This is a genomic window from Kytococcus sp. Marseille-QA3725, from assembly GCF_054950055.1.
The window spans coordinates 468097-494079 of the sequence record NZ_JBUCLA010000002.1 but is presented as its reverse complement, the minus strand read 5'-3'; the positions used below and the strand labels follow the sequence as shown (position 1 = coordinate 494079).

The 25983-nt window shown below is 72.1% G+C and carries 23 protein-coding genes and 1 pseudogene; 9 read left to right on the top strand and 15 right to left on the bottom strand.

Features of this window, described 5'->3' with window-relative positions:
- Nucleotides 1-134 precede the first annotated feature (134 nt).
- The 4 genes from ACY8FT_RS10410 to ACY8FT_RS10395 all read right to left on the bottom strand — a co-directional run bounded on the left by ACY8FT_RS10410 (nucleotide 135) and on the right by ACY8FT_RS10395 (nucleotide 3447).
- The gene (locus ACY8FT_RS10410; protein WP_462418824.1) at nucleotides 135-1781 is read right to left on the bottom strand and encodes a hypothetical protein; all 1647 of its coding nucleotides are present in this window, start codon (nucleotides 1779-1781) and stop codon (nucleotides 135-137) included.
- Nucleotides 1778-2482 (bottom strand): ATP-binding cassette domain-containing protein, encoded by a 705-nt coding sequence (locus tag ACY8FT_RS10405; protein ID WP_462418823.1) that lies wholly within the window; start codon nucleotides 2480-2482, stop codon nucleotides 1778-1780. The genes ACY8FT_RS10410 and ACY8FT_RS10405 overlap by 4 nt, the downstream gene beginning before the upstream one ends.
- An 82-nt stretch (nucleotides 2483-2564) precedes the next feature.
- Complete coding sequence (locus ACY8FT_RS10400) at nucleotides 2565-2849, bottom strand: hypothetical protein (protein ID WP_462418822.1); 285 nt, start codon at nucleotides 2847-2849, stop codon at nucleotides 2565-2567.
- A gap of 241 nt (nucleotides 2850-3090) precedes the next feature.
- A complete protein-coding gene (locus ACY8FT_RS10395; RefSeq protein WP_462418821.1) occupies nucleotides 3091-3447 on the bottom strand; it encodes a MerR family transcriptional regulator in 357 nt (118 codons plus the stop codon).
- Nucleotides 3448-3503: 56 nt separating this feature from the next.
- On the opposite strand from ACY8FT_RS10395, the gene ACY8FT_RS10390 reads away from it, so the two are divergent.
- The 3 genes from ACY8FT_RS10390 to ACY8FT_RS10380 all read left to right on the top strand — a co-directional run bounded on the left by ACY8FT_RS10390 (nucleotide 3504) and on the right by ACY8FT_RS10380 (nucleotide 5988).
- Nucleotides 3504-4679: an MFS transporter gene (locus tag ACY8FT_RS10390; RefSeq protein ID WP_462418820.1), complete on the top strand. Its 1176-nt coding sequence runs from the start codon at nucleotides 3504-3506 to the stop codon at nucleotides 4677-4679.
- Between the two features lie 71 nt (nucleotides 4680-4750).
- Nucleotides 4751-5242, top strand: coding sequence for a MarR family winged helix-turn-helix transcriptional regulator (locus ACY8FT_RS10385; protein ID WP_462418819.1), 492 nt, complete (start codon nucleotides 4751-4753; stop codon nucleotides 5240-5242).
- 17 nt (nucleotides 5243-5259) lie between these two features.
- Complete coding sequence (locus ACY8FT_RS10380) at nucleotides 5260-5988, top strand: NAD(P)-dependent oxidoreductase (protein ID WP_462418818.1); 729 nt, start codon at nucleotides 5260-5262, stop codon at nucleotides 5986-5988.
- Nucleotides 5989-6016: 28 nt separating this feature from the next.
- On the opposite strand, the gene ACY8FT_RS10375 is transcribed toward ACY8FT_RS10380, so the two are convergent.
- Nucleotides 6017-6355, bottom strand: coding sequence for a MerR family DNA-binding transcriptional regulator (locus tag ACY8FT_RS10375; RefSeq protein WP_462418817.1), 339 nt, complete (start codon nucleotides 6353-6355; stop codon nucleotides 6017-6019).
- 86 nt (nucleotides 6356-6441) lie between these two features.
- Here ACY8FT_RS10375 and ACY8FT_RS10370 point away from each other — a divergent pair, with 86 nt between their 5' ends.
- The 5 genes and pseudogenes from ACY8FT_RS10370 (at nucleotide 6442) to ACY8FT_RS10350 (ending at nucleotide 9644) form a co-directional block, all read left to right on the top strand.
- Entirely contained in the window at nucleotides 6442-7044 is a 603-nt protein-coding gene (locus tag ACY8FT_RS10370) for a DsbA family oxidoreductase (protein WP_462418816.1), read from the top strand.
- Nucleotides 7041-7502 carry a tRNA-specific adenosine deaminase gene (locus ACY8FT_RS10365; RefSeq protein WP_462418815.1) on the top strand — a complete coding sequence of 154 codons (462 nt, stop codon included), beginning with the start codon at nucleotides 7041-7043 and terminating at the stop codon, nucleotides 7500-7502. The genes ACY8FT_RS10370 and ACY8FT_RS10365 overlap by 4 nt, the downstream gene beginning before the upstream one ends.
- 104 nt (nucleotides 7503-7606) lie before the next feature.
- A complete protein-coding gene (locus tag ACY8FT_RS10360) occupies nucleotides 7607-8962 on the top strand; it encodes an ISL3 family transposase (protein WP_462418377.1) in 1356 nt (451 codons plus the stop codon).
- A gap of 16 nt (nucleotides 8963-8978) precedes the next feature.
- Nucleotides 8979-9257 (top strand): annotated as a pseudogene (locus tag ACY8FT_RS10355) (DMT family transporter); the annotation flags it as partial.
- A gap of 33 nt (nucleotides 9258-9290) precedes the next feature.
- Nucleotides 9291-9644: a DMT family transporter gene (locus tag ACY8FT_RS10350; RefSeq protein WP_462418814.1), complete on the top strand. Its 354-nt coding sequence runs from the start codon at nucleotides 9291-9293 to the stop codon at nucleotides 9642-9644.
- A gap of 52 nt (nucleotides 9645-9696) precedes the next feature.
- On the opposite strand, the gene ACY8FT_RS10345 is transcribed toward ACY8FT_RS10350, so the two are convergent.
- The 5 genes from ACY8FT_RS10345 to ACY8FT_RS10325 all read right to left on the bottom strand — a co-directional run bounded on the left by ACY8FT_RS10345 (nucleotide 9697) and on the right by ACY8FT_RS10325 (nucleotide 15774).
- Nucleotides 9697-11022, bottom strand: coding sequence for an ATP-binding protein (locus ACY8FT_RS10345; protein ID WP_462418813.1), 1326 nt, complete (start codon nucleotides 11020-11022; stop codon nucleotides 9697-9699).
- 348 nt (nucleotides 11023-11370) lie between these two features.
- Nucleotides 11371-11691, bottom strand: a complete 321-nt coding sequence (locus ACY8FT_RS10340; protein WP_462418812.1) for a rhodanese-like domain-containing protein — start codon at nucleotides 11689-11691, stop codon at nucleotides 11371-11373.
- A 52-nt stretch (nucleotides 11692-11743) separates the two neighbouring features.
- Nucleotides 11744-12760 carry a DNA-formamidopyrimidine glycosylase family protein gene (locus tag ACY8FT_RS10335; RefSeq protein WP_462418811.1) on the bottom strand — a complete coding sequence of 339 codons (1017 nt, stop codon included), beginning with the start codon at nucleotides 12758-12760 and terminating at the stop codon, nucleotides 11744-11746.
- Nucleotides 12753-13961 carry an App1 family protein gene (locus ACY8FT_RS10330; RefSeq protein WP_462418810.1) on the bottom strand — a complete coding sequence of 403 codons (1209 nt, stop codon included), beginning with the start codon at nucleotides 13959-13961 and terminating at the stop codon, nucleotides 12753-12755. The genes ACY8FT_RS10335 and ACY8FT_RS10330 overlap by 8 nt, the downstream gene beginning before the upstream one ends.
- Nucleotides 13954-15774, bottom strand: a complete 1821-nt coding sequence (locus ACY8FT_RS10325; RefSeq protein ID WP_462418809.1) for an AMP-dependent synthetase/ligase — start codon at nucleotides 15772-15774, stop codon at nucleotides 13954-13956. The genes ACY8FT_RS10330 and ACY8FT_RS10325 overlap by 8 nt, the downstream gene beginning before the upstream one ends.
- A gap of 59 nt (nucleotides 15775-15833) precedes the next feature.
- Here ACY8FT_RS10325 and ACY8FT_RS10320 point away from each other — a divergent pair, with 59 nt between their 5' ends.
- Nucleotides 15834-18011: an MMPL family transporter gene (locus ACY8FT_RS10320; protein ID WP_462418808.1), complete on the top strand. Its 2178-nt coding sequence runs from the start codon at nucleotides 15834-15836 to the stop codon at nucleotides 18009-18011.
- Here the strand turns inward: ACY8FT_RS10320 and ACY8FT_RS10315 are convergent.
- The 5 genes from ACY8FT_RS10315 to ACY8FT_RS10295 all read right to left on the bottom strand — a co-directional run bounded on the left by ACY8FT_RS10315 (nucleotide 17996) and on the right by ACY8FT_RS10295 (nucleotide 25680).
- Complete coding sequence (locus ACY8FT_RS10315; protein WP_462418807.1) at nucleotides 17996-18631, bottom strand: hypothetical protein; 636 nt, start codon at nucleotides 18629-18631, stop codon at nucleotides 17996-17998. The genes ACY8FT_RS10320 and ACY8FT_RS10315 overlap by 16 nt on opposite strands.
- A gap of 15 nt (nucleotides 18632-18646) precedes the next feature.
- Entirely contained in the window at nucleotides 18647-20596 is a 1950-nt protein-coding gene (gene acs / locus ACY8FT_RS10310) for an acetate--CoA ligase (RefSeq protein ID WP_462418806.1), read from the bottom strand.
- 91 nt (nucleotides 20597-20687) lie between these two features.
- Nucleotides 20688-22238, bottom strand: coding sequence for a long-chain-fatty-acid--CoA ligase (locus ACY8FT_RS10305; protein WP_462418805.1), 1551 nt, complete (start codon nucleotides 22236-22238; stop codon nucleotides 20688-20690).
- 184 nt (nucleotides 22239-22422) lie between these two features.
- Nucleotides 22423-24000, bottom strand: a complete 1578-nt coding sequence (locus ACY8FT_RS10300) for an alkaline phosphatase D family protein (RefSeq protein ID WP_462418804.1) — start codon at nucleotides 23998-24000, stop codon at nucleotides 22423-22425.
- Nucleotides 24001-24186: 186 nt separating this feature from the next.
- The gene (locus ACY8FT_RS10295) at nucleotides 24187-25680 is read right to left on the bottom strand and encodes a peptide MFS transporter (RefSeq protein WP_462418803.1); all 1494 of its coding nucleotides are present in this window, start codon (nucleotides 25678-25680) and stop codon (nucleotides 24187-24189) included.
- Nucleotides 25681-25983: the final 303 nt, after the last annotated feature.

Sequence of the window (25983 nt, the reverse complement as noted above, 5' to 3'; positions counted from 1 at the left end):
CCATCCCAATGCGGGGCGGCGGCCTTCGCCCTGGCAGCCCGGACCAGCGGCCACCGCGTGCCATCTGAGCTGGTCACCTAACCGTCCCCGGGTACTGCTCGACTCGCCGAGGTGCTGGCCGCCGCGCCCGGCGATCAACCTCGCGCCCGACAGGCTCGGAGAGCGGTTAGGGTCTCCGGCATCGTCGTGCTGGCACCTTCCCCGAGCCCGAGCAGCTGCTGCACGTCCCCCAGGTCGGCGCCCTGACACCAGGCGGCGGTCGTGTAGGCCAGCGAGTTCCCGGACGGCCCCTGGAGGACGTCCGGTGGCGTCATCCCGCGCGTGTGGGACTGCCCGATGCTGGGGTGCACGTCCGCACCATCGGCACCCACGTTGCTCGAGATGACACCTGTCGTCACGAGGTGGACGGTGCGAGGCAGCGCCTCAGGGTGGGCGGACGACGTGTAGAGACCCTCCACCGTTCGCAGCGCGGCCGGGACGTAGCCGGCATCGGGGGCCGGAGCGCACACCTGGAGGTCGACCTTCGCGCTGCGCGCGCAACTCTCGAACCCGTAGGCCTGCTCCCAGCGGGCATCCACGTCCTGGGACGGGGGCCTCGGCGTCGCGATCACGACAGCGAGCACCACGACGAGCCAGAGCGGAGCCAGCCACACCCGCCCGGAGAACCATCCGATGACCGCCCCCACCGCGGCAAGGACCACCCCCTCGAGCACGACGACACACGCCACGGGCCAGCCCGCAGCGAACTCCCGCAGAGCCACCTCCGCGGGGACGTGTCGGGACAGGTCAGCGGTCGCCACGAGGGCCAGCACGGCGATGGGGACGAGCAGGCCGATGGCGGCGATGCGCGCGGCCCGGCCAGCAGCACGGCCGATGAGCTCGGAGCGGCTGCGGGTGGAGAGCTCCTCCCACTGCGCCACTCCCGCACGCCACCGGGCCTGTCCGGTGACGAGGCCAGCCACCGCGGCAGACCCCATGAGGATGAAGTGCGCCGCCGGCAGGTCCCTGGCCAGCAGGAGTCGGGGGCTCCCTCCCCAGTACGGAAGGCTCGCCAGCTGGGTCCAGAGGACGGACAGCGCGACGACTCCCATCAGCGGCCCGGTCAGCGCGACTGCTCCCAGCCCCGGCCGGGTGCGACCCCCTGCGAGCCCTGCGCGTGAGCCGCGGGCCTTCCGACTCGCTCCAGGGCGACGGAGCGTCAGGCCCGACAGGTACGAGCCCACGCCCACAGCCCACACGATCGCGCAGGTGAGCAGGCTGAGGTTGGGTTCACCGGTGGCTTCGAAGCGCAGCTTGGCAGGTGCTCGCAGTGCGCCGATGACCCCGTCGTGGAGGGTGGGCTCCACCGGCCAGCTGACGAACATCGACCCGAGTGCCGCGACGATGGGGAGCACCCAGACGGCAGGACGCGGCACCACGGTCAGGCTCAGCAGCCCCAGCCCCATGAGGGCCGCGGCGTTGCGCCACGCGACGAGCGCTTGGGGGTCACCGGGAAAGGCGAGCACCGCCAGCACGCCGGTCAGCGCCACCGTGACCGCCACCAGCACGCCGCGACGAGCAAGCAGTGATCGCGGCGCGATCCGGTCGAGATCGTGCTCGTTCACGAAGGCGAAGAGCAGGGGCAGCGACATGGCGACGGAGATCCACAGCGGGCCCACGTCGATCGACCCGCCCACGCTGGCTGCGGCGACCAGCGCCGCCATCACACCGGTGGCGATGGCAGCGGCGAGGGCACAGCGCGGCAGCTCCTGGTGCCTGGCCCAGAGCAGCCAGCCCCTCACTGCGCCACCAGCGCGAGGTAGTTGGCGCGCACCGTCGAGAGCTCCCGGGTGGGGCTGAACTCCTCGAAGGTCCCGTCGAAGACGAACGAACCCTGGTCCATGACCGTGACGGTGTCCGCGTGGTCGAGAACGTCCTCGACGATGTGCGTGGAGATGACGACGATCGCCTCCCGCGACACCCGGTGCAGCAGGTCGTTGAGAGAGTCCCGCTGCCCCATGTCGAGGCCGGCCGTCGGCTCGTCGAACACGATGAATTCGGGACCGGCGACCAGCGCCGAGGCGATCCCGACCCGCCGCCGCATCCCTCCCGACAGCACCCGGATCCGGTCATCGGCACGTGCCTCGAGGCCGACGAGCCCCAGGAGGCGGTCCACCTCCGACGCCGCGGCCCGGTCGTCCAACCGCTTGAGCCAGCACATGTAGGCCAGGTGCTCCCGCACCGTGAACCGCGACCGGCGGAGGTTGTCCTGCGGCAGGAAGCCCACCCGCTCCCGCACCTGACGCACCGGGGCGCCGTCGAGTGTGACGCTGCCCCCGTCGAGGGGCTGCAGGGCCACGACGGCCCGCAGCAGGGACGACTTGCCCGCGCCGTTCGCGCCGAGCAGTCCGTGCAGTCCATGTCCACGCCGCCAGGAGACCCCCTCGACGGCCGTCCGCGTGCCGTACCGAATCGTGGCCCGATCCACCACCAGCTCAGTCATTCTCATCACTCCCGCGAGTCCCGGCATCGAACCGGGCGGGCGTGGCGACCTGTCGCCACGCCCGCCCAAGTGGTCCCGGACGTTAGTTCCGCACCTCGAACATCACGTTCCGGGGCTGGCCCACCAAACACTTGATGGTCCGCTGCTGACCCGGGCGGCCCCAGGTGGAGAAGCGGTCTGGCGCATAGGCACAGTCGAGGTGGATGCGGAACTCACCACGACCGCTCTTGCAGGTACCGGTCACGTCGCGACGGTCGATCGAGTACGTGCAGTTCGTGGGCGTGGCATGAGCGGCAGGCGCGGCCGTCATCAGCGGGGCTCCGAGCATCGCAAAGGCTGCCGCAGGCGCGAGCAACTTCTTGATCACAGTGTGTGTCATAACTTCCTCCACAACGGATGAGCCCCCCCCGGTTGAGGACTCGGGCGGAGAATAACAGGCGCACTGCGCTGCGAGAGTTCGCTTTTCACTGCCCCACCGATCCCCACCTGCACCTGGCTCGTCCCCGGGCATGTCCCCGAAGGGCGCAGCGGACCGACAGGTCACCTGCCGGTCACGCCACCAGGGCCCGCGCGCCGCCACATCCGGCCGCCCAGACCGACGCCGCCTGTCACCCACCGGCCTCGCCGGCACCCAACCACTCGGCCAGCGCGTCCTCGGTCGTCTGCAGCTGCTCGCGCCGCTCCCGGATGTCCCCCAGGCGCTCCGCGAGACGAGCCCGGGTCACCTCACAGCACACCTCCGGGGCCGGATCCGATTCCATGCACGGCAGCATCAAGGTCACGTCCCGGGCGGTGAATCCCGTGTCGAACAAGGCCTTGACCTGCCGTGCCCGCGCCACCTGCTCGGCCGAGTAGTCGCGGTAGCCGGCAGTAGTGCGATCGGGCACCACGAGACCCACGGCCTCGTAGTGCCGCAGCCGGTGCGTCGGGACCCCGACCTGCTCGGCGGCCTCAGCGATGCGCATGCTCACCCTCCGTGGACTTGACCTTCACGCCAGTATGAAGGTCGACGGTGTGGCGCATGACCACTCACTCCCACCGCATCCCCGTCCTGGCCCTGGCCTGCACCCTGTTCGTCGTCACCACCAGCGAGTTCCAGGTCGCCGCGATGCTGACCGACATGGCCGACGACCTGCACCGGCCGGTGGCCGACCTCGCCCTGCTGGTGACCGCCTACTCCCTCGGTAGCGCGCTCGGCGGCCCCGTCCTGGCCCGAGCCGCCCAAGGGACACCCCCGCGGGTGGCCCTCATCGGCGTGGTCACGGCCTACGCCCTGGCGGAGGCAGCCGCTTCTCTCATGCCCCACCTCGCGGGGTTGATGGCCTTCCGATGCCTCACCGGAGCCCTGTCCGGCGCCACGTTCGGCCTGACGCTCACCACCGGCATGGCCCTGGTGGACGACTCACACCAGCCCCGTGCGGTCTCCACCATCCTGGCCGGACTGATGGCCGGCACCCTCCTGGGACTGCCGCTGAGCCACCTGCTGAGCCTGTGGGCCGGATGGCGTGCCTCGTTCGTCGCCCTCGGCGTGGCCGCGGCCCTGATGGCCCTGTGCCTCGCCGTGGCCCTTCCGGCCAGCACGAGTGCTGGCGCCCACACCGACGCGGGACTTTCCCGCCTGGCCTCCCCCGCGCTGTGGACGCGGTTCGCCGCCAGCTTCCTGACCATCGGCGGAGCCTTCGCCGCGTTCGCCCTCATCGACCCGTTGTTGGCGCAGGCCGGCCTGTCCGGCGGCGCGGCCACCCTCGTGATGACGGGCTTCGGGCTGGCCGCGTTCGTCAGCAACCACCTCAGCGGCCGGGCGGCACCCGGGCGCGCCGGCCGGTGGCTGCTCGCCGGGCTCGCCGTGCAGCTGGCCGCGTTGGTCCTCCTGGCCTCGATGCCGCACTCGACGCCAGCCGTGACCCTCGCCCTGGTGGCTCTGGGAGCGACAGGCATGGCCCTCAACCCCCTCCTGGTCAACCGTGTGGTCACCGTGGCCAATCCCAGTGCGCTGGTGAACACCATCCACACCAGCTGCATCACCCTGGGCGTCGCCGCCGCGACCGCGCTGGGCAGCCGCGTCATCGCCGCCGGGAGCGGACTGCAGGGCGCCGTTCTGGTGGGCGCCGGGCTGACCCTCGCAGCCGGTCTGGTGGTGGCGGCCACCCCGGACCGGCGCGCCCGAGCGCCGCGCTCGCCCGCCACCCGACCTTGACGACTCCTACGAGTCTCGTACTACATTGCTCCCGTCGGGCACCGCACCGCGAACGCACCCCGGGAGGAGCAGTGGGACACGAGCTGGTGGACGCCATCCGCACCCTGCGCATCGAGCTGCAGATCGCCAACGAACGGGTCGCCTCGGCGGCCGGGCTGAACCCCCGTGACCTGGACGTCCTCGATGTCATCGACCGGGACGGGCCGTGCACGCCGTCGTACCTGTCGCGCCGCACCGGTCTGCGGGCCGCCACGCTCACCGGCGTCCTGGCCCGGTTGCGCACGCGGGGTTGGGTGGAGCGGGAGGCCGACCCGGCCGACGCCCGCTCCTCGCGCTTCACGGCCACCGGCCGCTTCGGCGAGCTGCGCGAGCTGTACCGCGGCGCAGACACCCGGATCGCCGACCTGGCCGGCTCCTTGCCCACCGACACCACCCGCGAGGTGACCCGCCTCCTGCTGCGGTTCGCCGACATCGTCACCGCCGAGGCCGAGTCACTCGACCGACGGGGCGACACCCGCCCCACTCACACCGGGGCGGCCACGCCACCCCGCGACGACGACTGAACCACGAGGAGATGCTGATGATCGCCACGGTCTTCGGAGCCAACGGGGCCACCGGACGCCTCGTCACCACCGGGCTGCTGGACGCCGGGGTCGAGGTGCGTGCCGTCACCCGCCACCCGGACGCCTTCCCCCACCAGCACGAGCGCCTGCACGTGCTCGCCGGCGACGCGACCCGGTACGACGACGTGAAGCAGGCGATCGCGGGGGCCGACGTCGTGCTCTCGACCTTGGGAGTGCGCTTCACCCGCCAACGGGTCACGCTCTACTCGGCCTCCGCCGAGCTGATGGTGGGGCTGATGCAGGACCACGGGCCCGACCGCCTCGTGGTGACGAGCTCGGCAGGGCTCGAGCCGGACCTCGAGGGCGCCTCCTGGTGGGAGCGCCGGGCGCTGTTGCCCCTGGTGGAGCGTCTGGGGCGCACGGTCTACACCGACATGCGCCGCATGGAGCAGACCGTCTCCTCCAGCCGGCTGCGGTGGACCATCCTGCGCCCGCTGGCCCTGACGAACACCGAGGCCCACACCGGGTACGCCACCCGCCGGGACAGCATCCCCGGGCGCTTCACGGCCCGGCAGCACCTCGCCCGGGTGATGGTCGACGAGGTCACCGGGGACGGGCACCCCCACCAGCGGGTGGCCATCTGCACCCCGATGCAGGACCGGAGCCTGGTCTCCACCACCTGGCACGAGGGCGTGCGACCCAACCTGCCGGGCCGGGGCCGAGCGCGCCGACCGGGAACCGCCTGAGACGCCGGCGAGCGCACCGCCCCGGCGCTCACGCCTCGCGCCGCAGGGCCTCCAGGGTCGCCAGCTCGCGGTCGATGTCCCGCCGCTTCTCCTGCAGGCGGGCGACCTCCCGGGCCAGGAGCTCCCGCATCACGCCGGTGCGCTCCTCAGGCGGTGCCTCCAGGCACGGGAGCAGCTCGCCGATGGTCACGCCGCACAGGCCGGCAGCGAACAGGTGCTGGATCATGATGACCCGCTCGACCATGCACGCCTCGAAGTCACGCCACCCGCCGGCGGTCCGCGCGGAGCAGATCAACCCCAGCTCCTCGTAGTACCGCAGCGACCGGGTACTCACTCCACTGGCCTCTGCCAGCTCACCGATCCGCATGGCTCCATGCTTGCACCTGACACCGGTGTCAACTTCCACCCTTGCCGGGCAGCACCCACCACGGGTGCCCGACCCGGAAGGACACCATGCGCACCCAGGTCCACATCTGGTCCGACTACGTCTGCCCGTTCTGCCTGATCGCCGACGAACTGATCGAGCGGGCGATCGCCGGCCGTGACGACGTCGAGGTCGTCCACCACCCCCACGAACTACGACCACACCCCACACCGACGCTGCGCCCCGAGGACGCCTACCTGCCCTCCATCTGGGAGCGGGCCGTGTACCCCATGGCCCACCGGTACGACGTCCCGATGACCCTGCCCACCGTCTCTCCCCAGCCGTACACCGCGCTGGCGTTCCGCGGCGCCCAGTACGCCGCCGACCACAACCTGGGCCACGCCTACCACCGCCGCATGATGCGGGCCTTCTTCGTCGAGGACCTCGACATCGGCGACCGGAACGTCCTGACCCGCCTGGCGACCGAGGTGGGCCTGGACGCTGACGCCTACCGGTCGGCCCTGTCCGACGAGCAGTACACCGAGCGGCACCAACTCGCGCTGGCCGAGGCGACGCGCATGGAGATCCGGGTGGTGCCCACGATCGTCATCGGGGAGCGCCGCATCGACGGCGTGGCCGACGAGGGCGTCTTGCGCCGCGCCCTGGATGACGCCCAGCGGGCCACGGCATGACCACCGCCTACACCGACCACATGGCCGACGCCGTCCGGTTCGCCGTGCAGCACGTCCGATCCGGCGGCCTGCCTTTCGTCGGTCAACTGGTCTCCGAGGACGGGTACGCCTCGGCCTACGGGGTGAACCGCGTCCTGGAGACCGGTGACCACACCGCCCACGCCGAGATCGTCGCCCTCCGTCACTCCCTGGGCGAGCGCGGGTCGGTGGCCGGCCTGCACCTGCTCGCCACCGGCGAACCGTGCGGCCTGTGCTACCGCGTCGCCGCCGACCACGGCATCACGGGCGTCCACTACGCCGTCGGGCGCGACGACGCCGCGCGATGGGGGTTCGACTACCGCTCCTCCTACGCCGCCCTGGGCGCCGACCGTCTCGACCTCACCACCACCGCCATCCACCTACCCGTTCCCGACGCCCTCGAACCGTTCGAAGAACACACCCGAAAGGACCCCTCATGAGCTGGCTCCACCTCGCCGTCGCCGTCGTCTTCGGGCTCTTCCGATCTGAGGGTGTAGCAGTGGTGGTGTGACCGGGCCGAGGTAGGGGTCGAGGTCCCCTGATGATGGGGGTTCCTACACCGACCCGACCAGAAGACCTCGACGTGCGTGAACTTACCTTTGATGCCCCTGATCTGACGACCTTCGCCCGCCTGGACGAGCTTGGCCTCGTTGCGGTTGGCCAGCGCGTGGAGCCTGACCGGGCGGTGCTGGAATGCCGGGTGGTCGCGGGCGATGACGACGCGTTCTGCCGGCACTGCGGGGCCGAGGGCGCCGCGCGGGGCACGGTGACCCGGCAGCTGGCGCATGAGCCGTTCGGGTGGCGGCCCACCACGCTGCTGATCCGGGTGCGTCGCTTCGGCTGTCAGGCGTGCCGGCGGGTGTGGCGCCAGGACACCACTGCGGCGGCGGACCGGCGGGCGAAGCTGTCGCGTGCAGCGGTGCGGTGGGCGCTGGTGGCCCTGGTGACCCAGCACCTGACTGTCGCCAGGTTGGCCGAGGCTCTGGGAGTGGCCTGGGACACCGCCAATGACGCGGTCCTGGCCGAGGGCCGACGGGTCCTGATCGATGACCCCACCCGGTTTGACGGCGTCACCGTGGTCGGAGTGGACGAGCACGTCTGGCGCCATACCCGAAGCGGCGAGAAGTACGTCACCGTCGTCATCGATCTGACCCCGATCCGCGACGGGACGGGTCCAGCACGCCTGCTCGACATGGTCCAGGGGCGATCGAAGAGCACTTTCAAGACCTGGCTCGCTGCCCGCACCCAGGCATGGCGCGACAGGGTGGAGGTGGTGGCGATGGACGGGTTCACCGGGTTCAAGACTGCTGCGGCCGAGGAGCTCCCCGACGCGGTCGCGGTGATGGATCCCTTCCACGTGGTCCGGCTCGCTGGTGACGCCCTGGACCGTTGTCGCCGACGGGTCCAGCAAGATCTCCACGGCCACCGCGGCCGGGCCGGCGATCCGCTCTACTGCGCGCGGCGGACCCTGCACACTGGCGCCAACCTGCTCACCGACAAGCAGGCCCGCAGGATCGAGTCCCTGTTCGCCGACGAGGAGCACGTCGAGGTCGAGGCGACCTGGGGCATCTACCAACGCATGATCGCCGCCTACCGCCACCCAGACCGGCGCGAAGGCCGGGCACTGATGACCGCCGTGATCGACTCGGTGACTCGTGGCGTTCCCACCGCCCTGAGCGAGCTCGTCACGCTCGGGCGGACGCTGACCAAGCGGGCCGAAGACGTACTCGCATTCTTCGACCTGCCGGGCACGAGCAACGGCCCGACCGAGGCGATCAACGGCCGCCTCGAGCACCTCCGAGGGTCCGCCCTCGGCTTCCGCAACCTGACCCACTACGTCGCCCGATCCCTCCTCGAAGCCGGCGGCTTCAGACCACGACTACACCCTCAGATCGGATGAGCCCGTCTTCGAGACCGCCGTGGCCATCGCCGCCGGCAAGGCCGACGGCTTCGCCGACCGCACCTGGACCGTCATCACCCTGGTCTGCGGCGCCATCGGCACCTACTTCCTCAGCCTGGCCCTACTCACCTTCGACGTCGGCGTGGGCTACGCGATCTGGACCTCGGTCTCCGGCATCGGGATCGTCCTGCTCGGCGCCCTGCTGTTCGGCCAGCGCCTCACCGCGAGCAAGGCACTGGGCATCACCCTGGTCATCGGAGGCGTCGTCGGCCTCCAGCTCACCGGCACCGCCTGACCCCGCGCTCCTCACCCCGCGAAAGGAACCCTCATGTCCGCTCCCACTCCCGCCCGCTCCTGGACCACCCTCCTGCTGGCCGGCCTGTTCGAGGTCGGGTACGCCCTGTCCGTCGGAGGCAGTCAGGGCTTCACCCAGCTCACCTGGTCGCTGGTGGCCATCGTGTTCTTCCTGCTCACCCTGTTCTGCCTCAGCATCGCCCTGCGCGGCATCGACGTCGGCATCGGATACGCCGTCTGGGCCGGCATCGGAGCCGTCGGCGCAGCCGCCCTCGGACCCGTGTTCTTCGACGAGCAGATGACGGTGACCAAAGCCTGCTGGCTGGCCGTCATCATCGGCGGCGTCGTCTGGCTCAAGCTCGCCGACCGGCCGGCGGCCGAGGGCTGACCGCGGGGCGGGGCGCCGTGCGGCCGGCATCTGTGCCGGCCGCACACCACCCTCACTGGCTGTTCCGCAGGTACCGCCCGAAGTGCGGCACGGTGAACGCGATCTTCCCGCGCTCCGGGGCGTAGATCAGCCCCTTCTTCATGAGCGCATCCCGCGCCGGGGACAGCGACTGCGGCTTGCGCCCCAGCACCTCGGCCACCACGGAGGTCGGCACGGCTTCCACCTCCTCGGCGCGGGTGAGCGGGTCGGGGGATTCCGCGGCCACCCCGCCGGCCGTCGCGTGGGCCTCCCCGGCGCCACCGGCGCCGTCGACACCCGCGCGCTCCTCCGCATCGGCCTGCTCGGCGGCCACCTCCTGCTCGGCCACGGTCACCGCGGCCTCGGCCATGGCGCGCAGGTACTCCCGCTCGCCCGGCGTGGCCCGCTCGTAGCGCGAGCCGAAGAAGCCCACGGCCAGCTCGGACTCGGCCATCGGCGCGGCCACCTTCACGTCCTCGGCGGTGATGGGCGACTCCGGCGCCATGTCCCACACCTCCTTGCCGTAGGCCTGGATGAAGTACGGGTACCCGCCGGTGGCCGCGTACATGGCCGCGAGCGCGGCGTCCTCCCACTCGGCGCCCTCGTCGGCGGCCGGGGCCTGCAGGGCGCGCGCCGCTTGCTCGCGGTCCAACCGGTCGATGCGGTGGTAGCGGAACAGCCGCTCGGAGTACGACTTGCTGGCACTCAGCACCGCCGGCAGGTGCGGCAGCCCGGCGCCCACCACGAGCACCGGCAGGGCCTGCTGCCCGATCTCGTGGAACGCGGCGCAGACGGCCGAGACGTCGTCAGGACCCAGGTCCTGCATCTCGTCGATGAAGATGCCCACGCCCTTGCCCACGTCGGCCGCCAGACCTCCCACGTCGGTGAGCAGCTCCACCAGGTCGATCTCGATGTCGCCGGAGTCGGCGCGGCCGGAGACCGCCGGGGCGTCGATGCCGGGGTTCCACCGGTCGCGCAGCTTGGCGTTGGCCGGGGCCTCGCGCTGGGCGAAGGCCTTGATGACGCCGAGCACGTGGTCGACGTCCTCCTGCTGCGGGTGGCCCAGCTCGCGCACGGCGGTGTGCAGGGCGCTGGACAGCGGGCGGCGCAGCGACTGGTCCGGGCGCGCCTCGAGCTTGCCGGTGCCCCAGTTGGCGCGCACCGCCTGGCTGCGCAGGGCGTTGAGCAGCACCGTCTTGCCGACGCCGCGCAGGCCGGTGAGCAGCACGGACCGGTCCGGGCGGCCGCGGCGGATGCGCTCGAGCACCACGTCGAACTGGCGCAGGTACTCATCGCGGCCGGCGAGCTCCGGCGGGCGCTGGCCGGCGCCGGGGGCGTACGGGTTGGTGATCGGGTCCACGCGAGGAGCCTATGCGGCCGTCGAGGTGACTCTAGGGACTTGTGCAGAGTGGCTTAGGCCGCGTCATCGACGGGCGGGCGGGGCGGGAGCGGGGCGAGTGCCGCCCCCGGTCACGGCCTCAGATGACCTGGGGTCCTCGGCCTCGGAGGTCATCTGCTTGCCGGCGGCGGCCCGGCAGCCCCCTCCGGAAAAAATTCAGACCCACCACGCCGTCGTGGTGGGTCTGAAAGTTTCCCGGAGGTGGGGCGGAGAAAGCCGGAGGTCTGTGCGGAAACCGGAGGCCTGCGCAGCGCCGAGTTGCACCGCCCCGCACCGCCCCGCCCGGGCCGCCCCGCCCGGGCCGGCCGGTCAGATGACCTGGGGCTCCCCGGAGTCGGCCACCATCTGCTTGCCGGCGGCGGCCCAGGCCTTCATGCCGCCGTCGACGTTGACGACCTCGTGGCCCTGCTCCTCGAGCCACTCCGCGGCGCGGCTGGAGCGGCCACCGGAGCGGCAGACGACCGGCAGCGGCGAGCCGTCGGTCTCGGGCAGCTCGGCGACGCGCACCGGGACGTCACCCAGCGGGATGTGCACGGCGTTGGGCGCGTGGCCGGCGGCCCACTCGTCGGGCTCGCGGACGTCGAGCACCACGGCGTCGTCGGACAGGTCCTGCGGCGAGATGTTCTTCATGTCCCCAGCATCGCAGAGGCGGCGCATCCGTCCGCAGGCCGCGGGGCCCGGGCTAGCGCACGAACCTGCTGGTGCTGCGGTCGGCGAGCACCTGGCCACCGGTCTGGCAGGTGGCGCAGTACTGCAGCGACGAGTCGGCGTAGGTCACCTCGCGCACCACGTCGCCGCACACCGGGCACGCCTCCCCGGTCCGGCCGTGCACGCGCATGCCCGACCGCTTGCCGTCCTTGAGCTCCGCCGGCGCCCGCCCCACGGCCCGCTCGGTGGCGCCCAGCAGCACCTCGTGCACCGCCTCGGCCAGCCGCCCGACCTGCTCGGCGTCCAGGTTCGCCGCCAGCGCGAAGGGCGACAGCCGCGCCGCGTGCAGGATCTCGTCGGACCATCCGTTGCCGATGCCGCTGACCACCGCCTGGTCCCGCAGCACCCGCTTGATCTGGTTGCGCCGGTCGGCCAGCGCCCCGGCCCAGAACGTGGCCCGATCCTCGGGGCTGGTCGGAGGTGCGGTGGTCGATGCCGTGCCACCCGGCACGCCCTCCCCCGCCGGATCTCCCGTGGCACCCACGTCACCACCACCGCCACCACCTGCGCTACCGCCCTCACCGGCCCCCGCCATCGACGACGACTCCAGGACCGGGCGCAGGCTCAGCGCGTCCGGCCCGAGGGCGGCCAGCCCCTCCACCTCGCCGAGCTCGTCGGTGATCCACACAGCCATGCCCTTGCGGGTGCCGGCCTCGGTGAGGTCGAAGCCCGACCCGTCGTCGAACGCCACGCGCAGCGCGACGGGCGACTTGCCGCCGGGCCGCAGGCGGGTACTCGGCAGCTCGTCGTGCCACAGCACCCACCCGGCCCGCATCAGGTGCACCACCACGTGGGTGCCGTCCACGACGACGTCCAAGTATATGCCGTACCGCCGCACGTCGTCCACCGGCCGCCCGTGCAGCGCCTGCGGTGGCACGGCCACGGTCTTGAGGACGCTGAAGCTGGCCAGCTGGGTCTCGACCACCACCCGCCCCGCAGTGCGTTCCCGCAGCGCGGCGGCCAGGCCCTCGACCTCCGGCAGCTCAGGCACCCGGCGCGTCCTCCCGGCCGGGGTCGCCCGCACCGGACGCGCCGCCTTCGGACTCGCTGGCCCGGCCGTCCGCGGACTCGGCCGCACCAGCCTCCAGCTCGTCCAACCCGCCCGGCTCACCGAGCGGCAGCACGCACCCGTTGCCGCCCACCGCACGCAGCAGCTGCGGCAGCAGCTCGAACCCGTCGAACGCCGCCACCACCGGCACCTGCCCCTGGTACTTGTGCGCCATCTCCGCGAGCGCTAGTGGCAGACCACGGCTCAGCGCGTGCTCGATGGCGGTCAGCCGCCGGATGGCGATGGCCGCCACCCGCCCGGGCCAGGCCTCGGCGAACCCGTCGTAGATGACCGGGTCGTGCTGGCCGTCGTCCCCGACGAGCACCCACTGCACGTCCGGGAACTCCTGTGCCAGCCGCTCCAGGTGCCGCTCCTTGTGCGCTCGCCCGGACCGGAACCACCCGGTGTTCGTGGGTCCCCAGTCGGTGAGCAGCAGTGTGCCGGGCGGGAACCCGTGCCGCTTCAGGAAGCGGTGCAGGAACGGCTGGGTGTTCCACGCCCCGGTGGACAGGTAGAACACCGGCGCTCCGGGGTGCTGCGAGAGCACCGCCCGGTAGGTGTCGGCCATGCCGGGCACCTCGGTGCGGGCCTGCTCGGTGAGCGCGAAGGTGTTCCACGCCGCGATGAGCGGTCGCGGCAGGTGGGTGGAGATCACCGTGTCGTCGATGTCGCTGACCAGCCCGATCCGCGCGGCCGGGTCGGCGATGTGCACGTCGGACTGCGAGATCGCCCCGCCGGGGCACTCGAAGGTCACCCGGTGGGTGCCCGGCGGCAGCCCGTGCCCGGTGAGCACCTGCTCCACGTAGCCGCCCCGGTCGGCCCGGGCCATCACCACGGCGTCGCCGAGGGTCACCTTGACCGGCACCCCGGCGTCGGGGGCGCTGATGAACGCCCGCCACCCACGGCGGGTGAGGAACTGCTGCACGTCCTGCACCGCCGTCGGCAGCGCGCCCTCCTGGTGCGGCCGGTGCAGCTGCACGCGGGCGTACACGCGGGCCTGGTCGAGCGTGCCGTAGCCGACGAAGGCCGTCGGGCGCGGCAGCCACCCGCGCGAACGCAGGACGTCCGCCACGCGGCTGCGCACGGCGTTCTCCCAGCGTGCCGCGTAGTGCGGCTTCGCGGTGGCCAGCTGGTTCTCAGTCACGGAAGGAGTGGGAGCGCTGGCCGTACATCGCCTCGATCTCGTCCGCGAAGTGCTCCGACACGACGTGGCGGCGGACCTTCAGGGAGTTGGTGATCTCCTCCTGCTCGAGCGTGAAGTCGCGCGGCAGGATGGTGAACTTCTTGATCGCCTCGGCCTTGCTGACCGTCCGGTTGGCCCGGTCGACCACCTGCTGCACGGCGGCCCGGACGTCCGGGTCCTCGGTCAGCTCCGACACCGGCAGCGGCTCGCGCCCGTGCTCCTTGAGCCACTCGGGCAGCTGCTCCTCGTCCAGCGTGATGAGGGCCATGACCGACGGGCGGCCGTCGCCGACCACCATCGCCTGGCTGACCAGCCGGTAGGAGCGCAGGACGTCCTCCAGCGGGCCCGGGGCGACGTTCTTGCCGCCGGCGGTCACGATGATCTCCTTGGCCCGCCCGATGATGTGCAGGTAGCCGTCGTCGTCGAGGGTGCCGAGGTCGCCGGTGGAGAACCACCCGTCCTCGCCGAGCACGGCCGCGGTCTCCTCGGGCTGGTTCTCGTAGCCGGCGAACACGTGCCCGCCGCGCACCTGGATCTCGCCCTCGTCGGTGAGGCGGGCCTCGAACCCGGGCAGCGGCACGCCGACGCTGCCGATCCGCTGCATGTTCGGGCGGTTGACCGCAGCCGCGGCGGCGGTCTCCGTGAGGCCCCAGCCCTCGAGCACGTTGACGCCCAGGCCGCGGAAGTAGTGCCCCAGCCGCTCACCGAGCGCGGCACCGCCGGAGATGGCCCACACGAGCCGCCCGCCGAACGCGTCCTGCACCTTGCGGTAGACCAGCCGGTCGAACACCGCGTGCTGCGCCCGGAGCAGCGGCGAGATGCGCCCGGTGTCCATGGCCCGCGAGTAGGCGATGGCGGTGCGGGTGGCACGGCTGAAGACCTTCTCGCGCCCGGCCTTCGTGGCCTTGAGGTGGGCCGACTCGTAGATCTTCTCGAAGACGCGCGGCACGGCCAGCACGAAGGTCGGCCGGAACACCGGCAGGTCCTTGGTGACGCGCGCGGTGTCGGTGTGCCCCACCCGGGCACCCGCCCCGATGACGGCGAAGTGCACCATCCGCCCGAAGACGTGCGCCAGCGGCAGGAAGAGCAGCGTGGAGGCCTCGTCCTCGAAGAGCTCGGGCAGCCCCTCGTAGGCGGCCGTCACCTCCTCGATGAAAGCCCGGTGCGGCAGCACGCAGGCGCGCGGGCGGCCGGTGGTGCCGGAGGTGTAGATGAGGGTGGCGGTCGCCTCGGGGAGCAGGCCCTCGCAGCGGCGGTCGATCTCCGCCTGCTCGACCTCGGCGCCCCCGGCGATGAGCTGGTCCAGGTCCTCGACGGTCTTGCCGTCCATGGCCCACACGCCCCGCAGGTCCACGCCCGCCTGCTCGGCGGCGTCCCGGGCGGTGCCGGCCATGCGGTCGCTCTCCACCAGGGCCCAGGTGACCTGCGAGTTCGACATGATCCACGCGAGCTGGTCGGCCGAGCTCGTCTCGTACACCGGCACCGCGATGGCCCCGGCGGACAGGATCGCGAAGTCCAGCAGCGCCCACTCGTACCGCGTCTTGCCCATGAGGACCACCCGGTCCTCGGGCTCCACACCGGCGGCGACCAGGCCGCGGGCCACGCTGTTGACGTGCTCCAGGAACTGCTGGCTGGTGATGTCCACCCAGGTCTGCCCCTGGCGGCGGTTCACCAGGACCCGGTCGGGGAACTCCGCGGCCGTGCCGTGGAGCAGGCCGGGCAGGTGCTGCGGTGGGTTGTCCCTCCACCAGCTGGTCATCGTCGACGGCGCCATGCGGGCAGCGTACTTGCCCGGTCCCGTGCGTGCGCCCTGCGGAGTGACAGGATTCGTCCATGTCAGCCACACGCGTCACCCGATCCGGCCCGCCGACCGAGCGCGGCTGGCTGACCAGTCAGGTGGCCGCACCCCTGGTGGCCCTGCTGATGGTGGCCCTCGCGGCCGCCGCACTGCTCGGGCTGCCCGGCGCGCAGGACGAGGGAGCGCCCGCCTCGGTGCCGCAGGACTCGCAGTCCACGCAGGTCAGCGAGGTGCTCGAGGGCTTCCCCGGGGGAGACTCCGCGCCCGCCGTGGTGGTGACCGACGAGTCGGGCCCGCTGGACCGCGAGGTGCTGGGGCAGCTCCAGCAGAAGGCGCCCTCCCTGCTGGAGGCACTTCCCGAGGACGCCCGCCCCGACGACGCGGAGGTGCAGGGTCCCCTGCCGAGTGAGGACGGAGAGGCCGCGCTGCTGGTGGTGCCGGTCGCCTCCGACGCACTGGAGGCCGACGGACCGGAACTGGTGGACGCGCTGCGCGACGCCGCGGGCGACCTGGCGCCGGGCACCACCACGCAGGTGACCGGCGCGGCCGGCTTCGCCGCCGACGTCTCCAACGCCTTCGCCGGGGCCGACGTGCGGCTGCTGGTGGTCACGGCCCTGGTGGTGGCGGTGCTGCTGCTGGTGACCTACCGCTCCCCCGTGCTGTGGCTGGTGCCGCTGCTGGTGGTGGGACTGGCCGACCGGGTGGCCGCGACCGTCGCCGGCACCGTCGCCGAGGCCGCCGGCCTGGCCTTCGACGGCTCCACCTCCGGCATCACCAGCGTGCTGGTCTTCGGTGCCGGCACGAACTACGCCCTCCTGCTCGTGAGCCGGTACCGCGACGAGCTGCGCGAGACCACCGACCACCGGCAGGCCCTGGCACGGGCCTGGCGGGCGGCGCTGCCCGCCGTCCTGGCCAGCAACGTCACCGTCGTGCTGACGCTGGCTCTGCTGCTGCTGGCCGTGCAGCCCTCCACCCGGTCGCTCGGGCTGGCCGCCGCCGTGGGCCTGCTGGTGGCGCTGGTGTTCGCCCTGACCCTGCTGCCGGCCCTGCTGGCGGTCTGCGGACGGGGCCTGTTCTGGCCGTTCGTCCCGCGCCCGGGGCAGCCGGACCCGACCGAGTCGGGCCTCTGGCACCGCATCGCCACCGGGGTGGTGCGCCACCCCGCCGTGGTGCTGGCGGCCTCGCTGCTGGCGCTGGGCACCATGGCCGCCGGGCTCGCCGGCACCAAGGTCGGACTCTCCCAAGCCGACCAGTTCCGGGTCGAGGCTGAGTCCGTCACCGGCCTGGAGACCCTGGAGCAGCACTACCCCGCCGGCGCGGCCACCCCGCTGGACGTGCTGGTGCCCGTGGACGAGGCACCATCCGGGGACCGCCCCGCCCCGGAGACGGCGGAGCTCCTGCAGTCGGTCGACGGCATCGACGGGGTCACCGGAGCGCGCCCCGGCGAGGTCGCCGAGAGCCGCGGGCGCACCTGGCAGCGCGTGCAGGTGACCACCGACGCCGCCCCGGCCAGTGCCGAGGCACGCCAGGTGGTCAAGGCGGTCCGTGCGACCGCCCGCTCGACCAGCGCCGACGCGCTCGTGGGCGGCAGCGAGGCCCAGGCCGTGGACCAGCGGCAGGGCGTGATCCGCGACATGACGGTGATCCTGCCGCTGATGCTGGTGATGGTGCTGCTGGTGCTCGTGGTGGTGCTGCGCTCGGTGGTGGCCCCGGTGCTGCTGGTGGCGATCAGCGTCATCGGGTCGCTGGCCGCCCTGGGCGCCGGCGCGCTGCTCAGCGAACACGTCTTCGGGTTCCCCGCCCTGGACACCCCGGTGCCGCTCTACGCCTTCATCTTCCTGGTGGCCCTGGGCATCGACTACACGATCTTCCTGGTGGTCCGGGCCCGGGAGGAGATCGTGGCCGGGCGCCGACCCGACACGGCCTCGGCGATGGTGCGGGCCGTCGCCGCGACCGGTGGCGTCATCACCAGCGCCGGCATCGTCCTGGCCGCCGTGTTCGTGGTGCTCGGGGTGCTGCCGATCATCACCCTCACGCAGGTCGGCATCGTGGTCGGGCTGGGCATCCTGGTGGACACCTTCCTGGTGCGCACCGTCGTGGTGCCGGCGGTGTTCGACCTGGTGGGCGACCGCGTCTGGTGGCCGGCGCACCCGGGACGGAACGCCCGGGCCGGCCACCCGGACGCCGACCGGGAGGCTCAGAACAGGTCGTAGTCCCGCGAGGCCATGCGGAAGCCGCGCCCGTCGGACAGGCGCTCGCAGCGCACCCCGGTCTCCTGGCTCTCGCACCGGAAGTCGAAGGCCTTGATCTCCTGGCCGTAGGGCAGCTCGGTGTGCTCGATCATGTTGATCTTCGTGCTCTGCCCCTTCGGCACCCCCCGCACCCAGCGGCCGTCGTTCTGCGTCTGCGCGTCGACGAACCGGGAGCTGCGCGAGCAGGTCCAGACCGGCTTCTTCTCCTCGCGGTAGAGCTCCACCGTCGGCTCCACGCAGTTGGCCGCGTTCACCACGGTGTGCTGGTAGCTGGTGTTGCGGATGTCGCAGGAGACGCCCTGCTCCTCGATGAGGCAGGCCACGTTGTCCGACGGCATGATGAACGCGATCCGCTGGTACCGCTCCAGCTTGGTCAGGCTCCGGCTCCGGGAGGGATCGGGCCGCGGGGAGGGGGACTCGGCCTCGTCACCGGATGCGCCCGGGGCGGCCGGCGTCGTGATGGGGACGGGCTCGGCCTCGGGCCCCGAGGACTCGTCGCCGGAGCACCCGGCGAGGACGACCGGCACGGTGAGCAGCGTCGCCGACCACGCGAGCAGTCCGCGCGGCACCGTGCCGGTCATGGGTCCTCCAGGCGATCAGGGGTGACGGATGGAGTCCATCACCGAGGGGTCGGCCAGCGTCGACACGTCGCCGATCTCCTTGCCCTCGGCCAGGTCCCGCAGCAGACGACGCATGATCTTGCCAGAGCGCGTCTTGGGCAGCTCGGGAACGACCGTCACCGTGCGCGGCTTGGCGATCGGGCCGATCTCGCGGCCGACGTGGGAGCGCAGCTCCTCCACCAGCTCGCTGTCGTCGGCGCCCTCGCCGCGCTGCTCGGCCACCTCACCGCGCAGGATCACGTAGGCGACGACGGCCTGCCCGGTGGAGGTGTCGGAGGCACCGACCACCGCGGCCTCGGCGACGGCGTCGTGGCTGACCAGGGCCGACTCGATCTCCGAGGTGCTCAGCCGGTGGCCGGAGACGTTCATGACGTCGTCCACGCGCCCGAGCACCCAGATGTTGCCGTCCTCGTCGCGCTTGGCGCCGTCACCGGCGAAGTACATGCCCGCGAAGCGCGACCAGTAGGTGTCGCGGAAGCGCTGCGGGTCGCCCCACACGCCGCGGAGCATGGCCGGCCACGGCTCGCGGATGACGAGGTAGCCGCCCTCGCCGTTGCCGACCGAGCGGCCCTCCTCGTCGACGACGTCGACGGAGATGCCCGGCACCGGGGTCTGCGCGGAGCCGGGGACCAGCTCGGTCACGCCCGGCAGCGGGGCGATCATCATGGCGCCGGTCTCGGTCTGCCACCAGGTGTCCACGATCGGGGTGGTCCCGCCGCCGATGTGCTCGCGGTACCACTCCCACGCCTCGGGGTTGATCGGCTCGCCGACGCTGCCGAGCAGGCGCAGCGAGGCCAGGTCGTAGCCGGCGGGGATGTCGTCGCCCCACTTCATCGCCGCCCGGATGGCGGTGGGCGCGGTGTACAGGACGGTGACGCCGTACTGCTCGGCGATCTCCCACCAGCGGCCCTTGTGGGGGCTGTCCGGGGTGCCCTCGTACATCACCTGCGTGACGCCGAGCGACATCGGCCCGTAGACGAGGTAGGAGTGGCCGGTCACCCAGCCGACGTCGGCGGTGCACCAGTACACGTCGCTCCCGGGCTTGAGGTCCAGCACCACCTTGGAGGTGTAGGCGACCTGCGTGAGGTAGCCGCCGGTGGTGTGGAAGATGCCCTTGGGCGTCCCGGTGGTGCCGGAGGTGTACAGGATGAACAGGGGGTGCTCGGCCGGCATCGGCTGGGCCTCGTGCTGCGGGGAGGCGGCCTCGAGCTGCTCGTGCCACCACAGGTCGCGGCCGTCCTGCCAGGCGACGTCGGCGCCGGTGCGGCGGACGACGAGCACCTTGCCGACGGTGTTGTCCTCCTCGCTCAGCGCCTCGTCGACGTTGGGCTTCAGCGGGCTCGGCTTGCCCTTGCGGTAGCCGCCGTCGGCGGTGATGACCACCTTCGCCTCGGCGTCCTTCACGCGGGCGCGGATGGCGTTAGGGGCGAAGCCGCCGAAGATCACCGAGTGCGTCGCGCCGATGCGGGCGCAGGCCAGCATCGCGACGACCGTCTCCGGGATCATCGGCAGGTAGATGGCCACGCGGTCGCCGGCGTTCACGCCGAGATCGGTGAGCACGTTCGCGGCGCGGGAGGTCTCCTCCAACAGCTCGCGCCAGGTGATGTCGCGGGTGTCGCCCTCCGGCTCGCCCACCCAGTGGATGGCGACCTCGTCGCCGCGGCCGGCCTCGACGTGCTGGTCCAGGCAGGCGTAGGAGGCGTTCAGCTCGCCGTCGGCGAACCAGCGGGCGAAGGGGGCCTCTGACCAGTCGAGGACCTCGGAGAAGTCGCTGTGCCAGGGCAGCAGCTCGCGGGACTGCTCGGCCCAGAAGGCCTCCCGGTCGTTCGCGGCGCGCTGGGCGAGCTCCGCGGTGGCGTTGGCCTGGGCCGCGAACTCGGGGCTCGGGGCGTGACGGACCGTTCCTGCGTCCTGCTCGGGTGTCATCGTTCCTCCTCGTGGCGGAGACGCCGTTGGTGGTGACTCTGCCTCCAGCCTAGGCACCACGTCGCGGCGGTGCGCGAGACGGCCCGGGGGCTCAGCCCAGTTCGCGCTTGAGGATCTTGCCGGTGGGGCCCTTCGGCAGCTCCGGCAGCAGGTGCACGTGGCGCGGGTACTTGTAGGCCGCCAGCTCGCCCTTCGTGTGCTCGCGCAGGGCGTCGGCGAAGGCCTTCGCGGCGGGCGACTCGGCATCGTTCAGGGCGGCCTCGTCGAGCACGCCCGGCTGCGGGACGACGTAGGCGGTGACCTCCTCGCCGAGCTCCGGATGGGGCGTGCCGGTGACGGCGGCCTCGAGGACGTCGGGGTGCTCGTACAGCACCTCCTCCACCTCGCGGGGGTACACGTTCAACCCGCCGCGGACGACCATGTCCTTCACCCGGTCGACGATGGACAGGCGCCCGTCCTCGTCCAGCCGGCCGAGGTCCCCGGAGTGGAACCAGCCGCCGCGCAGGGCCGTGGCGGTGGCCTCCTCGTTGCGCCAGTAGCCCTTCATGACGCAGTCGCCGCGGACGACGACCTCGCCCACCTCACCGGGGGCGACGGGCTGGTCTGTGACCGGGTCGACGACGCCGACCTCGACCCCGCGCACGGCACGACCGACGGTGCCGGGCACCGTGTCGCCCGGGTGGTTGAAGCTGGCCACCGGGGAGGTCTCGGAGAGGCCGTAGCCCTCCAGGATCTCGGCGCCGAAGGTCTCCTCGAAGGCACGGATGGTCTCCATCGGCAGCGACGAGCCACCGGAGACGCAGCGGCGCAGGCTGGAGACGTCCACCGGGGGCTCCCCGGCCTCCTGACGGGCGCGGGCGGCGGCCACCAGCGCGCCGTACATGGTGGGCACGCCCTCGAAGACGCTGACGCGGTCGCGCTCGACCATCGCCAGGGCCGCGGAGGCCTCGAAGCGGGGCAGCAGGGTGAGGGTGGCGCCCGCCTGGACGCTCGTGTTCAGCGCGCAGGTCATGCCGAACACGTGGAACAGCGGCAGGCAGCCCATGACGACCTCGCCGGGCTCCAGGTGGATGAGCGTCTCCTGCGTGGTGAGCACGTTGGTGTGGATGTTCGCCTGGGTCAGCTCGGCCCCCTTGGGCACGCCGGTGGTGCCGGAGGTGTAGAGGATGACCGCGGTGTCCTCGGGGTCGCGGTCGACCACCTCGGTGACGGGGTCGCCCTGGAAGGGGGCGAGGCCGGTGGCGGGGTCGATGAGGTGCGCGGTGACGCCGAGCCGCTCGGCGACGGCGGCGACGTCACCCCCCATCGAGGCGCCGAGCTCGCCCCCGAGGGCGACGATGTGGGTGGCGCCGGAGTCCTGCAGGTAGTGGGTGATCTCCCGGTCCCGCAGGAGGGGGTTCATCGGCACGACCACGGCGCCCAGGGAGAGGGCGGCGTAGTAGAAGGGCACGTACGGGATGACGTTGGGGAGCATCAGGCACAGCCGGTCGCCCTCGGAGAGGCCCTGCTGCCGCAGGTAGCCGGCCACGGCCGTGGTGGTGGCGCGCAGCTCGGCGTAGGTGAGGCGGGCGTCGTCCTGGATCAGCGCGCACGCCTCGGGGTGCCGCTCGGCCGTCTTCACGAGGTAGCTGGCGATGTTCATACGCGCCAGTGGACCATTTCCGCGGGTGCTGCGACGAGGGTCGGCCGGTCACGATTGGGGCACGATCGCGGCGGGGACCAAGGGCTGTGACCCCGAGCGCTCACGTCAGGAGGCCGGGCGTGGGAGTGCTGCCCCCACCCCGGGGGGAGGCGGGCCCCGGGGGGCAGGCGGAGCGTCGGGCGGGTCAGGCCTTCTGCAGGCCGCGCACGCCGTCGGCCAGGCGGAAGGCGGCATCGGTCCGCACCGCACCGCCCCGGGTGCTCACGCGGTCGACCGCCCGGAAGGTGCCGGTGAAGGAGGAGGCCGTGAGGTCCAGACGCAGGTACCCGCGGGTGGTCTCGTGGTAGCGGATGTGCGGGTTGTCGTCGTCGCCCGGGAACTGGGTGTCCGCACCGTCGCCGCCGGAAGTGATCGACGTGGTGACGAACTCCGAGCCCAGCGTCTTGCGACCGCTGTCGCTCGTGCGCCAGAGGTCGTTGGCGAACGACTCGTGGACGTCTCCGGTGAGCACCACGGGGTTGCGGGCGCCCGACCGCTCGATGCTGGTGAGCAGCCGGTCCTTGGCCGCCACGTAGCCGTCCCAGGCGTCCTGGTTCGTCATGAAACCGGGACCGTCCAGCATGTCGTACTGGGCGACCATCACCTGCTGGCCGAGCACGTCCCAGCGCGCCCCGGAGGAGCGGAGCCCCTCGTCGAGCCACGCCTCCTGGGTCGAGCCCAGCATCGTGCGGCGCGTGTCGTAGGTGTCCGGCACCGGCCCGACCCAGCCGGTCTGGTCCGAGCGGTACTGACGCGTGTCGAGCACGTGGAAGGTGGCCATGCGCCCCCAGGTGAGGCGGCGGTACAGCCGGATGCCGTCAGCGGTCGGCACCGAGGAGCGGCGCAGCGGCATGTTCTCCCAGTAGGCCTGGAAGCCGGCCGAGCGACGCTTCAGGAAGGACGCGGTCCGGCCCCACAGCTCGTGGTACTCGGCGGCCCAGTCGTTGTCGATCTCGTGGTCGTCGAAGACCACCACCCACGGGGCCACGCTGTGCGCGTGCTGCAGGTCCTCGTCGGTCTTGTACAGGGCGTGACGACGGCGGTAGTCCGCCAGCGTGTAGATCTCCCCGCCCACCATGTCGCGAGCCCGGCCGGAGGACACCGGGTAGCCGCCGGGGCCGTGCTCGTAGATGTAGTCACCCAGGTGCAGCACCAGGTCCGGGGCCTCGTCGGCCATGTGCCGGTAGGCGGTGAAGAAGCCGTGCTCCCACTGGGCGCACGAGACGACGCCGACCCGGGTGGGCTCGTCGCCGCCGGCTGCCGGGGCGGTGCGCGTGCACCCCACCGCGGACACGTGGGACCCGACGCGGAAGCGGTAGAAGTACCAGCTGGCCGCGCGCAGACCGCTCAGCTCGACGTGGACGCTGTGCCCCACGTCGGCGTTGGTGGTCACCGAGCCGCGACGCACCACGGAGCGGAAGCCCTCGTCGGTGGCGAGCTCCCACTCGACGGTCGTGGTGGCCGAGCCCATGCCACCCAGGCCGTCGGGGGCGACGGGGTCCGGCGCGAGGCGGGTCCACAGGACGACGCCGTCGGGAGTCGGATCACCACTGGCCACCCCCAGGCGGAAGGGGTAGGCCTCACCTGCCGTCGCGGTGCCGGCCAGCAGCGGGGACGCGGTCACCGCCGCGACCGCGGCCCCCGAGGCCAGGACGAGTCGACGGGACGGCTGGACGACACGACGGGCGACCCCGGTGGTCGAGGAGGCGGAGAAGGCAGTCATGGGGACGGATTCTGGGGCTCGGGAGTGGCACGTTCATGGTCCCGGCGTGAACGCGTGGTGAACGACCGGCAAGGGTCTGCCCAAGAGGGTCAGGAGACGCCCTGCTCCGGGCACCTTCCCCACCCCGGACACGGCGGTGGCCCACCGGGAGCTCGTCCCGATGGGCCACCGTGCGCGGAGGCTGCCTCAGTGGGCGGTGGCCTCGTGGTCCGGCTCCGCATCCTCCATGAGGGCGGCCACCTTCGGCACCATCACCAGGAGCAGCAGGCCGAACACGACCGCGATGCCACCGGTGGTGAAGAAGAAGGCGGCGTCACGCATGCCCTCCATCGCCCGGATGAGCTGGGCGGCGATGGACTGGCCAGTGGCCGAGGACAGGAACCACAGCGCCATGGCCTGCGAGGCGAACGCCTTCGGGGCCAGCGACGTGGTGGCCGACAGGCCGACCGGGCTCAGGCACAGCTCACCGATCGTCTGGATGACGAACACACCCGCCAGCACCCAGACCGGGCTGGTGGCACCCGGGAAGGTCACGGCGGCCCAGCCGAGCAGCAGGAAGGAGATGCCGGCGATGGCCACACCCATGGCGATCTTCATGGCCGTGGACGGGAACCTGCCCGCCCGGGCGGACCAGAGCATGCCGAACAGCGGCGCGAGCAGGATGATGCTCAGCGGGTTGATCGACTGGAACCACTCCTCGTTGAAGTGGAAGCCGAGGGAGTCCAGGTCGGTGCGCGACGCGGCGTAGGCGGCCATCTGGCTGGCGGCCTGCTCGAAGATCATCCAGAAGGCCACGGCAGCGAGCCAGATGGGCAGGTAGGCCCACAGGTGACGACGCTCCGGCGCGGTCACCTTCTTGCTGCGGAACATCACCACGAAGTAGGCGACGGAGGCCACCACGGACAGGATCGACGTCGCGTCGATCACCGCGTCGAACCAGTTGTCACGCCACAGGCGGGACAGCAGGACGGCGGCCACGACGCTGCCCACCGCACCGAGGACCAGCAGCGGCAGACGGCCACGCTCAGTGGGGGTCAGCGGGTTGGGGACCTGCGAGGACTCCACCGCCAGCGTGCGACGGCCGAGTACGTAGGCCAGCAGGGCCGCGGCCATGCCGACCGCGGCGGCGGCGAACCCGGCGTGGTAGCCCCACTGGTTCTTCAGGAAGGACACGACGAAGGGCGAGACGAATCCACCGATGTTGATGGACATGTAGAAGATCGTGAAGGCCGAGTCCTTGCGGGCGTCCCGCGACTCGTAGAGGTGGCCGACCATCGTCGAGACGTTCGGCTTCAGGAAGCCGGTACCCAGGGCGACCAGCACGATGCCGACCCAGGAGAAGACCTCACCCGGGGCCGCCAGGCACAGGTGGCCCGCCATGATGATGACGCCACCGATCAGCACGCTGCGCTGCGGGCCGATCACCCGGTCGGCGGCCCAGCCGCCGACGATCGACAGCAGGTAGACGGCGGCACCGTAGGTGGTGACGACCGCGGCACCGACGTTCTCGGTGAGTCCCAGGCCGCCGTTGGCCGCCGTGTCGATGATGTAGTAGAGCAGGATGGCGCGCATCCCGTAGTAGGAGAAGCGCTCCCACAGTTCGATGTTGAACAGCGTGGCGAGGCCTCGGGGATGCCCCAGGAAGGTCTTCTCGCCCGCCACGTTCCCAGCGGTGCTCATGGGTCTCCTCACCCGTTCAGTGTGCTTTTCCGCGCAGCCTGTGTGGCCGATCACTCGCGGACCGCCCGGCAGTCAACCACAGGGACCCAGTGATATTGGGCACATTTCGAGCGGGTCAGCGAATCGGCGCACCAGGAACGCCCCACCCCGTCGGCAGGAGCGTCCGAGGAAGGGCCGCACGAAGCCCCACCGAGAGGCCTCCACTGACACGGCACGCCACCCGGGGTGACTCCTGGGCTGGCGCCATGCCCCCACCTTCGGCGCATCCCAGGACACGTCCTCCGAGGGCGGCACCGCCCGGGC